14 protein-coding genes and 1 pseudogene are annotated in these 12,272 nt (G+C 66.1%); 6 read left to right on the top strand and 9 right to left on the bottom strand.

What is annotated here, in order from left to right; genetic code table 11:
- Positions 1–42: 42 nt before the first annotated feature.
- Positions 43–921 (bottom strand): ATP-binding cassette domain-containing protein, encoded by an 879-nt coding sequence (locus QCE62_RS01185; RefSeq protein WP_309913390.1) that lies wholly within the window; start codon positions 919–921, stop codon positions 43–45.
- Positions 922–927: 6 nt separating this feature from the next.
- Complete coding sequence (locus QCE62_RS01180) at positions 928–2,055, bottom strand: ABC transporter permease (protein WP_309913387.1); 1,128 nt, start codon at positions 2,053–2,055, stop codon at positions 928–930.
- A gap of 183 nt (positions 2,056–2,238) precedes the next feature.
- Here QCE62_RS01180 and QCE62_RS01175 point away from each other — a divergent pair, with 183 nt between their 5' ends.
- The 6 genes and pseudogenes from QCE62_RS01175 to QCE62_RS01155 all read left to right on the top strand — a co-directional run bounded on the left by QCE62_RS01175 (position 2,239) and on the right by QCE62_RS01155 (position 4,958).
- Entirely contained in the window at positions 2,239–2,430 is a 192-nt protein-coding gene (locus tag QCE62_RS01175; RefSeq protein WP_309913385.1) for an antitoxin, read from the top strand.
- The gene (locus QCE62_RS01170; protein ID WP_309913383.1) at positions 2,420–2,704 is read left to right on the top strand and encodes a type II toxin-antitoxin system RelE/ParE family toxin; all 285 of its coding nucleotides are present in this window, start codon (positions 2,420–2,422) and stop codon (positions 2,702–2,704) included. The genes QCE62_RS01175 and QCE62_RS01170 overlap by 11 nt, the downstream gene beginning before the upstream one ends.
- A pseudogene (locus QCE62_RS35240) lies at positions 2,701–2,934 on the top strand (helix-turn-helix domain-containing protein); the annotation flags it as partial. The gene QCE62_RS01170 and the pseudogene QCE62_RS35240, both read left to right, overlap by 4 nt.
- Positions 2,935–2,986: 52 nt before the next feature.
- Positions 2,987–3,883, top strand: a complete 897-nt coding sequence (locus QCE62_RS01165; RefSeq protein WP_309913380.1) for a biotin--[acetyl-CoA-carboxylase] ligase — start codon at positions 2,987–2,989, stop codon at positions 3,881–3,883.
- On the top strand, positions 3,880–4,689 hold the full coding sequence (locus QCE62_RS01160) for a type III pantothenate kinase (protein WP_309913377.1): 810 nt from the start codon (positions 3,880–3,882) through the stop codon (positions 4,687–4,689). The genes QCE62_RS01165 and QCE62_RS01160 overlap by 4 nt, the downstream gene beginning before the upstream one ends.
- Positions 4,690–4,718: 29 nt before the next feature.
- Positions 4,719–4,958 carry a hypothetical protein gene (locus tag QCE62_RS01155; protein WP_309807047.1) on the top strand — a complete coding sequence of 80 codons (240 nt, stop codon included), beginning with the start codon at positions 4,719–4,721 and terminating at the stop codon, positions 4,956–4,958.
- Positions 4,959–4,969: 11 nt separating this feature from the next.
- Here the strand turns inward: QCE62_RS01155 and rfaE2 are convergent, their stop codons facing one another.
- From rfaE2 to QCE62_RS01120, 7 genes are all read right to left on the bottom strand, one after another.
- Positions 4,970–5,452, bottom strand: coding sequence for a D-glycero-beta-D-manno-heptose 1-phosphate adenylyltransferase (rfaE2, locus tag QCE62_RS01150; protein ID WP_309913375.1), 483 nt, complete (start codon positions 5,450–5,452; stop codon positions 4,970–4,972).
- Positions 5,453–5,632: 180 nt separating this feature from the next.
- Positions 5,633–6,511, bottom strand: a complete 879-nt coding sequence (locus QCE62_RS01145) for a ferritin-like domain-containing protein (protein WP_309913372.1) — start codon at positions 6,509–6,511, stop codon at positions 5,633–5,635.
- Positions 6,512–6,975: 464 nt separating this feature from the next.
- Entirely contained in the window at positions 6,976–7,908 is a 933-nt protein-coding gene (locus QCE62_RS01140; RefSeq protein ID WP_309913370.1) for a MerR family transcriptional regulator, read from the bottom strand.
- A 392-nt stretch (positions 7,909–8,300) separates the two neighbouring features.
- The gene (locus tag QCE62_RS01135) at positions 8,301–9,056 is read right to left on the bottom strand and encodes a PhaM family polyhydroxyalkanoate granule multifunctional regulatory protein (protein ID WP_309913368.1); all 756 of its coding nucleotides are present in this window, start codon (positions 9,054–9,056) and stop codon (positions 8,301–8,303) included.
- Between the two features lie 46 nt (positions 9,057–9,102).
- Positions 9,103–9,930: an enoyl-CoA hydratase/isomerase family protein gene (locus tag QCE62_RS01130; RefSeq protein WP_309913365.1), complete on the bottom strand. Its 828-nt coding sequence runs from the start codon at positions 9,928–9,930 to the stop codon at positions 9,103–9,105.
- 19 nt (positions 9,931–9,949) lie between these two features.
- Positions 9,950–11,116 (bottom strand): ABC transporter substrate-binding protein, encoded by a 1,167-nt coding sequence (locus QCE62_RS01125; RefSeq protein WP_309913363.1) that lies wholly within the window; start codon positions 11,114–11,116, stop codon positions 9,950–9,952.
- Positions 11,117–11,227: 111 nt separating this feature from the next.
- On the bottom strand, positions 11,228–12,214 hold the full coding sequence (locus QCE62_RS01120) for a fumarylacetoacetate hydrolase family protein (RefSeq protein ID WP_309913361.1): 987 nt from the start codon (positions 12,212–12,214) through the stop codon (positions 11,228–11,230).
- Positions 12,215–12,272: the final 58 nt, after the last annotated feature.

Here is a 12,272-nt window from a genome sequence, read left to right as displayed (position 1 = left end):
TTGACTTCGCGGCGGCGCCGGCTTCGTCCATGCGTGATGCGGCTACTTGTTGACGGTGATCGGCGCGTCCTCGAGCGCCGCCGCGGGCAGCTTCGCGCGGCGCTCCGGCGGCAGCGCCTGCAGCGCGCGGCGGCCGCGCCGGCCGAGAAAATACTCGCGGATGAACGGATGATCCACCGCGCAGGCTTCCTCCACCGGCGCCGCGACGAGCACATGCTTGTCCGCCAGCACGGCGACGCGGGTGGACAGCGCCACCATCGTATCGAGATCGTGCGTGACCAGCACGACGGTCAGGCCGAGCGCGCGATGCAGCGTGGCGATCAGATCGACGAACTCGTCCGAGGCCTTCGGATCCAGGCCGGCCGTGGGTTCGTCGAGAAACAGCAGTTCCGGCTCGAGCGCGATCGCGCGCGCGATGCCGACGCGCTTGACCATGCCGCCCGACAGCGCCGAAGGCATCTTGGTGGCGTGCTTGCACGACAGCCCGACCATCTCCAGCTTGAGCATCACGAATTCGCGGATCAGGTCCTCGGGAATCTTGCCGAGTTCGCGGAACGGCTGCGCGATGTTGTCGTACACCGTCAGCGACGAGAACAGCGCGCCCTGCTGGAACATCATGCCGGAGCGCGAGCGCAGCATCTTGGCGGTGTCCTCGTCCATGCGCGTCCACTCTTCGCCGAGCACGCGGATGGTGCCCGACGTCGGCGCTTCGAGCCCGAGCATCTGCCGCACGAGCGTAGTCTTGCCCGAACCCGAGCCGCCCAGCAGCGCGACGATCTCGCCGCGCCGCACATCGAGGTCCAGATGCTCGTGGATGACCGTGCGGCCGTAGCGCTTGGTCAGGTCGCGCACTTCGATCACCGGCTCCGCGATGACGGGCGGCGGCTGATGGCGGACGGCGGTGGCGAGCGTCGTGGACATGTGCGTCTACAGCCCCACGTTCTGGAACAGGATGGCGAACACGGCGTCGGCGAGGATTACCACGGTAATCGACGTTACCACCGACGTGGTCGTGCCTTCGCCAAGACTCTGCGAATTCGCCTTGATGCGGAAACCGAAATGGCAGGCGGTCAGCGCAATCAGCATGCCGAACACGACGCCCTTGCCGAGCCCGATCCACAGATTGGCGATCGGCACGACGGAGGGCAGCGAGCGGATGAAGAAATTCATGTCGATGGACAGCACGAGCTTCGCGGCGAGCGCGCCGCCCAGCAGGGCGACGATGTTGGTCCACATGACGAGCAGCGGCATCGCGACGCCCAGCGCGATCACGCGCGGCAGCACGAGCCGCAGGCCGTGCGGGATGCCCATGACCTGCATGGCGTCGAGTTCCTCGGTGACGCGCATCACGCCGATCTGCGCGGTGATCGCGGAGCCCGAACGGCCGGCGACCAGAATGGCCGAGAGCACCGGCCCGAGTTCGCGGATCACCGAGAGGCCGAGGATATTGACGATGTACTGGTTCGCGCCGAACGCGCGCAGCTGCTGCGCGGACAGATAGCTCAGCACGATGCCGATCAGGAACGCGACGAGCGCGGTGATCGGCAGCGCCTGGGCGCCGGCGCTGTAGATGTTGGCGGAGATTTCCGTCCACGGGATACGGCGCGGACGGCGCACGAGACCGAACAGGTCCAGCACGAAGGCGCCGAACATCGCGAGGCCGCCGTGCAGGTGGTCGAAGAACGTGAAGATCAGCTGGCCGAGCCGCGTGACGGGATCGATGCGATCGACGGGTTCAGGCTCCTCGCGCTCGGCGTCGAGCAGCGCGACGCGCTCGAAGATCTCCCGCTGGGTGTCGGAGAGTTCGACGGCGGCGGGCATCTTGCGGCCCCAGATGCGCCAGAGCGCCTGGCCGCCGACGTGATCGAGACGCTCGATGGCCAGCAAGTCCCATTCGCCGATCGCCTCCCGCCCGATGGCCCGCAGCCGCCGCGTGACGCCGCTCTTGGCCCGGTCGCGCGCGAGCGCGAGCGCGGTCCACTGACCCGAGAGCCGGACCACCTTGCCCTGCTGACCGGCTTCCACTCTCAGGCGCGGCGGCGTGTCGAAGTCCAAGGATCGATGGCGCGGTAAAACGCGGTTAAGGGTGAAGGGACATTGTAGCGAAGGTTGGTTTGGGGACGCGGGATGGGGGTTTGCAGGCACCCATCGCATGACGCGTGAAACTGGGAAAATTCGGCTTGCCATGCGCTCAAGGCGTCGCGCTATGATGACTTCACCAATTCGGGGGTGCATGACATGGACGGAAAACTGGATCCGCGTATTTCTGAATTCGAGTCCTTCGAGGACGCCGAACGCTATCAAAAATGGTTCCGCGAGGAGAATGAGGCTTCACTTGCGGAGGCCGCACCGTCCATTCCGCACGACGAGGTGTTCGCGGAAATGGACGCATTGATCGTTGCGAAGCGCAAGGCTCGGCATGCTCGTTGACTGGAGGCCGCGCGCACGCAGGCGGCTCAAGGAAATCTACGAATCCATCGAAGAGCGTGACCCGGGGGCGGCTGAAAGCCTGGTTGAATTGATCAGGGAAGCCGTCATCACCTTGGCCGAGAATCCTTACATTTATCGCTCTGGACGCGTTCCCAACACACGTGAAATGGTCGTCCACCCGAATTACCTCGTGATTAATCGAGTCAGCGACCGCGTCACCGTGCTGAACGTCTTGCATGCCCGAATCCGTTATCCCCGCGAGAACGAAAATTGACTGCCTTCGCGAATCAAATCCCGAACGCTGGGCATGAAATGCGCGACGCTCTCCTGCAAGCTCGCCGGGAAGCCGGTCTCGATCAAGCGCAGATTGGGGAACGTATGGGCATGACCGGGTGGGCAGTCGCGGACCTCGGAAGCCTGCTGGTCAGCGAAACACATTCGCCATCCATCGCCACGCTCCGCAAGTACGCGGCGGCCTGCGGCAAGACATTGCGCATCGCTTTCGTATTAGCGTTCCGGCCGTGGCGGCGCGTGGCGCGCGGCTACAATAGCCACCATGAACCCGACTCCCTTCGCCCCCGACGCGCCCTGGCGCATCGACCTCACACGGCTGGCGACGCTCGCCGAGCGTCCCGCCCGCGACTGGACCATCGATATCGTCGACGAAACCGGCTCGACGAACGCCGACCTGATGGCGCAACTGCGCGCCTTGCCCCGCAACAGCACACCGGCGCCCTGCGTGCGCGTCGCCTATTCGCAGACCGCCGGACGCGGGCGGCGCGGCCGCGCGTGGCTCGCCGAGCCGGGCAACGCGCTGCTGATGTCGGTCGGCTGCGTGCTGAAGCGGCCGGTCGAAGGTCTCTCCGGGCTGAGTCTCGCCATCGGCACCGCCGTGCTCGACGCGCTCTCGCGCCTGCCGCTCACGCCGTCCGCGCGCCCCGCGCTGAAGTGGCCCAACGACGTCCTGCTCGATGACGGCAAGCTCGCCGGCATTCTCATCGAAACGGCGTGGAACACGCCCGGCGCCACGGCCGTCGTGATCGGCATCGGCACGAACCTGCACGGCGCCGAACAACTCGCCACCCAGGTCGAGGACGCGAACCGGTCGTCCGCGGCGGCCTCGTCGTCCACGCCCGGCGCCGCGCCGGCCGCCCTCGCGCGCGCATGGCCCGACGCCAATCTGACCGAGACGCTCGCGGCCCTGCTCAACGCGCTCGACACCGCTCTGCCGCGTTTCGAGGCCGAAGGGTTCCGGCCGTTCCGGCAACGCTGGCTCGACGCGCACGCCTGGGCCGGCCGCGAAGTCGCGCTGCTCGACCAGGGTCTGGAAGTGACGCGCGGCATTGCATCGGGCGTTGACGAAAGCGGCCAGTTGCTGATCGACGCGCCCGAAGGTCCGCGCACCGTCACGACCGGCGAACTCACGCTGCGGCTCGCGAGGGAGCGTCCGTGAACACTGCGCCGTACTTGCTGATCGATGCCGGCAACAGCCGCATCAAGTGGTCGCTCGTCAGTGCAGACGGAGCCCCGCTCGCGAACGGCGCATTCGAGCACGCGCACCATTCCACCGCCGCCGATGACGCCGCGCTCGACGCCTGGTCCGCGCTCGCCGCGCCGTCGGCTGTCTGGATCTCCAACGTCGCCGGCTTGCCGGTGCAGAACCGTATCCAGCGCCTGATCGACGCGCGCTGGCCTACCGTTCCGCGCACTATCGTCAAGGCGCAGGCCGAGCAATGCGGCGTGCGCAACGGCTACACCGAACCCTCGCGGCTCGGCAGCGACCGCTGGTGCGGCCTGATCGCCGCCCGCGCCGCCTATCCCGGCGAACATCTGCTGATCGCGACCTTCGGCACCGCGACGACGCTCGAAGCCTTGCGCGCCGACGGCGTGTTCACCGGCGGGCTGATCGCGCCGGGGTGGTCGCTGATGATGGAATCGCTCGGCAGCCACACGGCGCAACTGCCCACACTGGATGCCGCCGCCGCGCGGGCCGCGCTGGAACGGACCCGCAGCCAGTTCGCCACGGACACGGCCGCCGCGCTCTCGGCAGGCTGCCGGCTGGCGCAGGCGAGCCTGATCGAACGTGCCTGGCGCGATCTGAAAGCAGACTGGCGCGCCGAAGTGCGGCTCGTGCTCGGCGGCGGCGCGGCGCACGAAATCGCGGACGCGCTCGAGGCGCCTTATACGCGCCACGATTCACTTGTGCTGTCGGGTCTGACGCTCATCGCGCGGGACGCCGCTGCACGCCATTCATCCTGATTCGCTGATTCGACGGACGGAGCCCACGAATGCTGCGCTGGCTGATCGCCCTACTGATACTCGCCAACCTGCTGATGTTCGCGGTGATGCGCGGCATGGTGGGGCCGCTGCCCGCCGCGGGCGCGCGCGAGCCGCATCACCTGTTGCAGCAGGTGCATCCCGAGGCGCTGAACACGCGCCCGATCCACCCGGAAGAAGCGTTCGACCAGCCGCGCGTCGGCGGTCCGGCGCCGGCCGCCAATGTGCAATCCACGCCGCTCGGACAGTAAGACGGGGCGCGTCAGGACTGCGCGCGGACCTTCCTGAGCAGCGCGGTGGTCGAGCGGTCGTGCTCGAACGCGATGGCCAGCGCCTTGCCGCCCCAGCCGCGCACGAGCGCCGCTTCGGCGAGCTTGTCCATGTCGTAGTCGCCGCCTTTCACGAGCACGTCAGGATGCAGGACACCGATCAATTCGAGCGGCGTCGATTCACCGAACTTCACGACCCAGTCCACGCTTTCCAGCGCGGCCAGCAAGGCCATGCGGTCGTCTTCGTGATTGATCGGGCGATCGTCGCCCTTGCCGAGCGTGCGCACCGACGCATCGCTGTTCACCCCGACGATGAGCGTCGCGCCCAGCGCCTTGGCATCGGCGAGATAGGTCACGTGGCCGCGATGCAGGATGTCGAACACGCCGTTGGTGAAGACGACCGGACCGGTCAAGCCTGGGCGCAGCGCGGCGAGCGCCTCGCGCGTGATGATCTTGCGTTCGAAGATGGCGGACATGACGGGCTCGCTGCGGGTTTCTGAAAGCGCGCATTGTGCCACGGCGGCTTTGCCAAGGATGACGTGGCGCCGGAGTGCGCGAGAGTGTGCGACGGTGCGCGACACCCAAAGCAAACGGCCCGCCGACATGTGCCGGCGGGCCGCTCCCCTATGACTGCGCGATGCGGAGTCTCTGACGAATCAGGCAGGCTGTTCAGCCGATCCGCCGGCCGTCCCGGCCTGCAGACGCTGCACCACTTCCTTGCGATAGCGATTCAGTTCCTGCGCCGTAGCGAACGAACGCTCGAACAGAATGGACAGGTTGTGCAGGATGCGTTCGACCACCTTGCGCTCCCAGCTGTCGTCGAAGCGGATCTGGTCGTCCAGCCAGCGTTCGAGCCATTCCGGGTCAGGCAGACGGGACTGCACGGTATCGCGCGGAAACAGCGCCTGATTGACGTGCAGGTTCGTGGGATGCAGCGGCTTTTCAGTGCGACGCGCCGACGCCATCAGGACGCCGATCTTCGCAAACGCGGCGCGCGCCGTGTCGCCCGCGTTCGTGAGCGCCTTCTTCATGTAGCGCAGATAAGCGCCGCCATGACGCGCTTCATCGCGCGAGATGGTTTCGTAGATATGCTTGATGACCGGCTCGGTATGCCATTCGGCCGCCCGGCGATACCAATGGTTGAGGCGGATCTCGCCGCAGAAGTGAAGCATCAGCGTCTCGAGCGGCGGCGCCGGGTCGAACTCGAAGCGCACCGCGTGCAGTTCTTCCTCGCTCGGGACGAACTCGGGCTTGAAGCGGCGCAGATATTCCATCAGCACCAGCGAATGCTTCTGTTCTTCGAAGAACCACACACTCATGAACGCGGAGAAGTCGCTGTCGTTGTGGTTGTCGCGCAGGAACATCTCGGTTGCGGGAAGCGCGGACCATTCGGTGATCGCGTTCATCTTGATGGTCTTGGCCTGCTCGTCGGTCAGCAGGGACGCATCGAACCTGTCCCATGGAATGTCCTTCTCCATGTCCCAACGGACGGATTCCAGCGATTTGTACAGTTCCGGATAAAGCATGGTGTTCATTGTCCACCCCTGATGCCACTTATGCGACGTTATATCTGTAATGACTGTCGATTCTCGCAGGCCGGAATCCATGCCCGCGAACGACGAAGCTTTCAATTTTACGCGGGATTCCGTCGGCCAAAGACAAAAAGCGACAACGAAGCGCCGTGATCTGCGCTGCGGCAACGCATTGCGTCCCGCCTGAAACACTGCACTTCCCCGTGCAAATGTCGCGTGTCGTACGTCTTGTTCTACCGTGGGTGAGGAGCGAAACCTGTGCCTGAGGTATGGTCAAGTGGCGTCGAGCCTGCCGCCGCCTGCGTGCCGGCGACGCAGTATGGCGTATCCATGTGACAGTTCACGTGACGCTGACTGGATACGCTTGCAATCGCTTCGATCGTGCTTGCCTGGCTCCGCGGACCCGACAGTCCGACCGTGCCCGGCATGCATTGCGTGCCGACGCTCGTCTGAACGAGCGTCAACGATCATAGCACGGCGGAGTTCCGCCATTCGGCGACCACTTCGTCGATGGGCGTGAGTCCGGTCACGTGCTGCACGCCGTCGTGAATCTTGCGGCGCAGCGCGGGACTGCTGCCGCCGGCCCAGATGCGCACATGCGGCGGCAACAGCTTGCGCAGGTCGTTCAGGCCATTCGCGACGGACTGCGCCGGCATCACCGCCGTGAACGACAGCGCGACGATATCCACGTCATGCGCCGTGACCGCGGCCGCGATGTCGTGCAACGGCGTCTGCAAGCCCAGCTGGACGCATTCGCATTCGGAAAGCACGAACATCGCTTCCGCCATCAGGATGCCGAGGCCATGCCCTTCGCCCGAAAGCGTCGTGAGCAGCACGCGCGGACGGCTGCCGCGCCCGCGCGTGGCTTCGGCGAGCGGACGCATCAGATTGCGCAGCGTGCTCTGGATCGATTCGCTGAACAGATGTTCGTGGAACACCTGCAAGGTCCCGGCGGCCCACGCATTGCCGACGCGCGCGGACAACGGCGCCACGACATCCAGTACGAAGCGTTCCAGGCCGTCGCGGGTGGCGCGCTTGAGCAGGCCAAAACGGAAGTCGTCGTATTTGCTGGCGCGCAGCAGCGAGATCAGATGATCGAGTTCGGCGTCCGGCGCATCCTGGCCAATGCCTGAGCTTTCGGCGAGGTGCTGCAAGGTATCGATCGACTGACCGAGCACCTTGCTTGGACGATGCCCCGCGTCGAGCAGACGCTTGACGAGCCGCAGCTTGGTCACCTGCTCCTGCGGATAGAGCCGCTCGCCGCCCGGCGACCGCATGGGCTGCGGAAAACCGTAGCGGCGCTCCCAGACACGCAGCGTGTCCTTGGTCAGACCAATCTCCTGAGCGATCGCGCCAATGCCGATGCCCACGCCCGCGGCGGCTGCGGCAGACCGTGGCATGGACTCGGGAAGGCCAGCGCCATCCGGGAGCGGCTTCGAAACGAATTCTTGTTGTGGCGAAGTTGTCATGGACAAAATGGATGAAGCAACTCTGATGAGGTCGAAATAGCGTGCCTTTTCGACCATCTGCATGGACAAAGTTCAACACCGTCTACTTTTCATCATAGACAGAATTTGCGCGATTGGCTGCGTCGAAACGCCCTGCTGCCGTGTTCAATACGACGCAGGGAGACGTTCGGATGCGTGCAGGACAAAAAGTGTTCTACGGGATGAATGCAGGCAAGCCGGCGCAAGGCGTGTCTCGCTGGAGAGCCTTCAGCACCGGAAGAAGAAACGGCGACGCAAGATGCGTCGCCGTTCGTTTGGTCGGATCAATTGTCCACTACAGGGACTCAGGCAGGCTTCTTCCTGGGCGGGATTTTCCGCGCCGGCGGCTTCTTCGCCGCTGCGGCCGGCGACGCCGGCTCCTCGTCCGCCGCCTGCGTGCCCGCTTCCGTAGCGGGCGGCTCGCCCGAGCCCGCGCCCGCCGCACCCGGCGGCGGCGTCATGCCGGGCTGCAGCATTGCCAGATGCGCGAGCTGGTTGAACTGCGATTGCAGCACATTCCACCAGCCCGACGGATCGAAGCCGGGCGGCGGCGCGGCCGGTTCCTTGTCCCGAGGCTCTTCTTCATCCGCGGGAGCTTGGGGCGCGGTCTCTTGCTGCGCTCGCGTTTCGGATCTCGCGGCGGACGCTCCGCCCATCGGCCAGCCGGCAGCCGCGCCGCGCGACTGTTCCGCCGCCTGCTGCGCGCTCTCGACCGACGTCTGCGCGTACGCGCCGAACGCACGCAAGGTGGCGAGCGTCGCGCGCTGCACTTCGAGCGCCTGGATCGCCGACTGCAGCATGTTGAGATTGAGCTTCAGCCATTGCTCGACCGCGCGCATGTCGGTCACGCGCTTGTCGAGTTCCTCGATGTTGGTGAGCGGCGCGAGCATGTCCGACATCATCGAGAGAGAAGGTCCCACGCCCTGCCCGCCGCCCGGCATCGCGGCGGCGAACGGATTCAGGCGCATCAGTTCCCACATCTTGCCCATCATGTCCGCCTGACCGAATCCGGGAAAACCGGGAATCGTGTAGGGCGGCGTTCCGCCAGAATGATCGGTCATTTGACTCTCCTTGTTTTGCGTGTGTGTTCGCGCTCAACGCCCAGACTCAGAACGGCGCGCCGCCGGGAAAGTCCGGCGCGCGCCGCTCGCGCAGCGAGCGCATGCCCTCGTGCACATCGGGACCGGCGAAGCCCATGAATTCGAGCGCCAGCGACGTATCGAAGGTCGGCCCGGCCGAGCGCAGCCAGTTGTTGAGCGCGTACTTGGTCCAGCGGATCGCGGTCTGCGAGCCCTGCGCCAGCCGGTTCGCCACTTCGATCGCCCTCGGCATCAGTTCGCTCTCGTCCACCGCGAGCGACACCAGCCCGATCCGCTCCGCTTCCTCGCCGCTCACCGGCTCGCACAGCAGCAGATAGTACTTGGCCTTCGCCATGCCGCACAGGAGCGGCCAGACGATCGCCGCGTGATCGCCGGCCGCGACGCCCAGCCGCGTATGCCCGTCGATGATGCGCGCCGACTTCGACGCGATCGAGATATCCGCCAGCAATCCCGCCACCAGCCCCGCGCCGACCGCCGGGCCGTGCATCGCGGAGACGATCGGCTTGCCGCAGTTGATCACGTTGTACACGAGATCGCGCGCCTCGCGCCAGACGCGCGCGCGCACGTCGAAGTCGTTCGCCATCTCCTCGACGAGCCCGAGATCGCCGCCGGCCGAGAAGCCCTTGCCTTCGCCGCGGATCAGCGCGACGCGCGTCTCGGGATCGCGATCGATGTCGCGCCAGATGTCGGCGAGTTCGCGATGCATGTTGGCGTCGGCGGTGGAGAGGCCGCTCTTGTTCGCGCCCGCGCCGGGCATCACCACTTCGAGCACGCCGTGCGGATGGCGGCGCAGTTCGAGCGATCGATAGCCCGAGTACATGGAGAGGTCGCTCATGATCCTGTCAGATGAAGAGTCAGCGCGGCTGGTAGATCCACTTGCCGTCGCGAATCTCGACCATCACGCGCGCGCGCTGGTCGAGGCCGATGTGGTCGTTGGGCGTCATGTTGACCTGCCCGTTGGTGTCGGCGAACTGCTTCGTGCCTTCGAGCGCGTCGCGCAGCGCGCTGCGGAACGCCGGCGTGCCGGGCGCACCCGCCTTCATCGCGATGGGCACTGCGCGGTTCAGCAGCATGCCCGCGTCCCACGTGTACGAGCCGAACGCCGACACCGTGCCCGCACCCTGCTTCGCCTCGTACAGTTTGATGTAGTCGAGCGCGAGGCGCTTCGCGGGATGATCGTTCGGCAATTGCGCGGCGACCAGCACGGGGCTCGTCGGCAGGAAGGTGCCGTTGCAGTCCGCGCCGCACACGCGCAGGAAGTCGCGGTTGCCGACGCCGTGATTGTGATAGACCAGCCCCTTGTAGCCGCGCTGCGCCAGCGTCTTCGGCGGCAGCGCGGCCGGCGTGCCGGCGGCGCCGACCACCACCGCATCCGGCTTGGTCGCGAGGATCTTGAGGATCTGTCCGGTCACGCTCGGGTCGGTGCGGTTGAAGCGCTCGTTCGCGACCACGCGGATCTTGTGCAGTTCGGCGAACTTCGCGACTTCGGCATAGAAGGTCTCGCCGAGCGCATCCGCCTGGCCGATGTAGGCCAGCGTCTTCACGCCGTGATTGCTCGCGTGTTCGGCGATGGCGGAGGCCATCATCGCGTCGGTCTGCGGCGTCTTGAAGACCCAGCGGCGCTTGTCGTCGACGGGCTCGATGATCTTCGCCGACGACGCCAGCGAGATCATCGGCGTCTGTCCCTGCGCGACGACGTCGATCATCGCGAGCGAGTTCGGCGTGATGGACGAGCCGATGATCGCGTCGACCTGGTCCTCGCTGATGAGCTTCTTGGTGCTCTGCACGGCCTGCGTGGTGTCCGAGGCGTCGTCGAGGACGATGTAGTCGACCGGCCGGCCGCCCATCTCCTTCGGCAGCAGCGCGACGGTGTCGCGCGCCGGAATCCCGAGCGACGCGGCCGGCCCCGTCAGCGAGAGCACCAGGCCGATCTTCACGTGCTGCGCACTTTGCGCGAAGGCTGCCGTCGCGGCCAGCGTCATTGCCGCGCCCACCAGAAACTTCCACTTGCCTGCCGCCATCCGAGTCTCCTTTTCTTGTTTGTTCTGATCGCTGCGAAAGCAGCCCGGCAAAGTGTAAGGCGCGGCTCGCGCGCACCGCATCGGGCGAAACCCGTTGCGGCGCGCGGCGCTTCAGTGTTCCGGCTGCACCACCGCCTGATCGATGGCGCCGAAGATCGACTTGCCGTCGGCGTCGAACATCTCGATCTTCACGCTGTCGCCGAACTTCATGAAGTCCGTCTGCGGCGCGCCGTGCTCGATGGTCTCCAGGCATCGCTTCTCGGCGATGCAGCAGTAGCCGCGCGTCGCGTCCTTGTTGGAGATCGTGCCGGAGCCGACGATCGCGCCCGCGCGCAGATTGCGCGTCTTCGCGGCGTGCGAGATCAGCTGGCCGAAGTGGAACACCATGTCCGTGCCGCAATCCGGATGGCCGATTTTCTTGCCGTTCCAGTGCACGGTCATCGGCCGGTGCACGCGGCCCTCGCGCCAGGCATCGCCGAGTTCGTCGGGCGTCACGGCCACCGGCGAGAACGCGGTCGCGGGCTTGCTCTGGAAAAAGCCGAAGCCCTTCGCCAGTTCGGCGGGAATCAGATTGCGCAGCGACACGTCGTTCACCAGCATCAGCAGACGAACGCTCTTCAGGGCTTCGTCGGGCATCGCGGCCATGTGGACGTCCGACGTGATCACGGCGACTTCGGCCTCGAAGTCGATGCCATACGATTCCGTCGCGCAGACGATGTCGTCCGCCGGGCCGATGAAGTCGTCGCTGCCGCCCTGGTACATCAGCGGATCGGTCCAGAACTCGGGCGGCATTTCGGCGTTGCGCGCACGGCGCACGAGTTCGACGTGATTCACGTACGACGAGCCGTCGGCCCACTGGAACGCGCGCGGCAGCGGCGCCATGCAGGCTTTGGGATCGAACGGGAAAGTGTTGCGCGCGCGGCCGAGGTTCAGCGCCTCGTACAGGTCGAGCAGTTGCGGCGCGTAGAAAGTCCAGTCGTCGAGCGCGCGCTGCAGCGTGGAGACGATTCCGTCGGCGATGGCCGCCGTGCGCAGATCGCGCGAAACGACGACGAGCTGGCCGTCGCGCGTGCCGTCCTTCAGCGTGGCGAGTTTCATAGAGCGGGAAGTGACGTGGATGACGTTGGGGGAAATGTATTTTACGATGGTGAATCCC

The organism is Caballeronia sp. LZ033 (genome assembly GCF_031451265.1).
In the GTDB taxonomy this organism is placed as follows: Bacteria; Pseudomonadota; Gammaproteobacteria; order Burkholderiales; family Burkholderiaceae; genus Caballeronia.
Note: the sequence above shows the minus strand (reverse complement) of the source record. Positions and strands in the feature narration are given on the sequence as shown.

What these genes read in the sequence shown, in the direction of transcription:
- QCE62_RS01185 (WP_309913390.1), bottom strand. Translation starts at nt 921, where the DNA reads ATGTCCACGACGCTCGCCACCGCCGTCCGCCATCAGCCGCCGCCCGTC.
- QCE62_RS01175 (WP_309913385.1), top strand. Translation starts at nt 2,239, where the DNA reads ATGGACGGAAAACTGGATCCGCGTATTTCTGAATTCGAGTCCTTCGAG.
- QCE62_RS01170 (WP_309913383.1), top strand. Translation starts at nt 2,420, where the DNA reads ATGCTCGTTGACTGGAGGCCGCGCGCACGCAGGCGGCTCAAGGAAATC.
- QCE62_RS01165 (WP_309913380.1), top strand. Translation starts at nt 2,987, where the DNA reads ATGAACCCGACTCCCTTCGCCCCCGACGCGCCCTGGCGCATCGACCTC.
- QCE62_RS01155 (WP_309807047.1), top strand. Translation starts at nt 4,719, where the DNA reads ATGCTGCGCTGGCTGATCGCCCTACTGATACTCGCCAACCTGCTGATG.
- rfaE2 (WP_309913375.1), bottom strand. Translation starts at nt 5,452, where the DNA reads ATGTCCGCCATCTTCGAACGCAAGATCATCACGCGCGAGGCGCTCGCC.
- QCE62_RS01145 (WP_309913372.1), bottom strand. Translation starts at nt 6,511, where the DNA reads ATGAACACCATGCTTTATCCGGAACTGTACAAATCGCTGGAATCCGTC.
- QCE62_RS01140 (WP_309913370.1), bottom strand. Translation starts at nt 7,908, where the DNA reads ATGCCACGGTCTGCCGCAGCCGCCGCGGGCGTGGGCATCGGCATTGGC.
- QCE62_RS01135 (WP_309913368.1), bottom strand. Translation starts at nt 9,056, where the DNA reads ATGACCGATCATTCTGGCGGAACGCCGCCCTACACGATTCCCGGTTTT.
- QCE62_RS01130 (WP_309913365.1), bottom strand. Translation starts at nt 9,930, where the DNA reads ATGAGCGACCTCTCCATGTACTCGGGCTATCGATCGCTCGAACTGCGC.
- QCE62_RS01125 (WP_309913363.1), bottom strand. Translation starts at nt 11,116, where the DNA reads ATGGCGGCAGGCAAGTGGAAGTTTCTGGTGGGCGCGGCAATGACGCTG.
- QCE62_RS01120 (WP_309913361.1), bottom strand. Translation starts at nt 12,214, where the DNA reads ATGAAACTCGCCACGCTGAAGGACGGCACGCGCGACGGCCAGCTCGTC.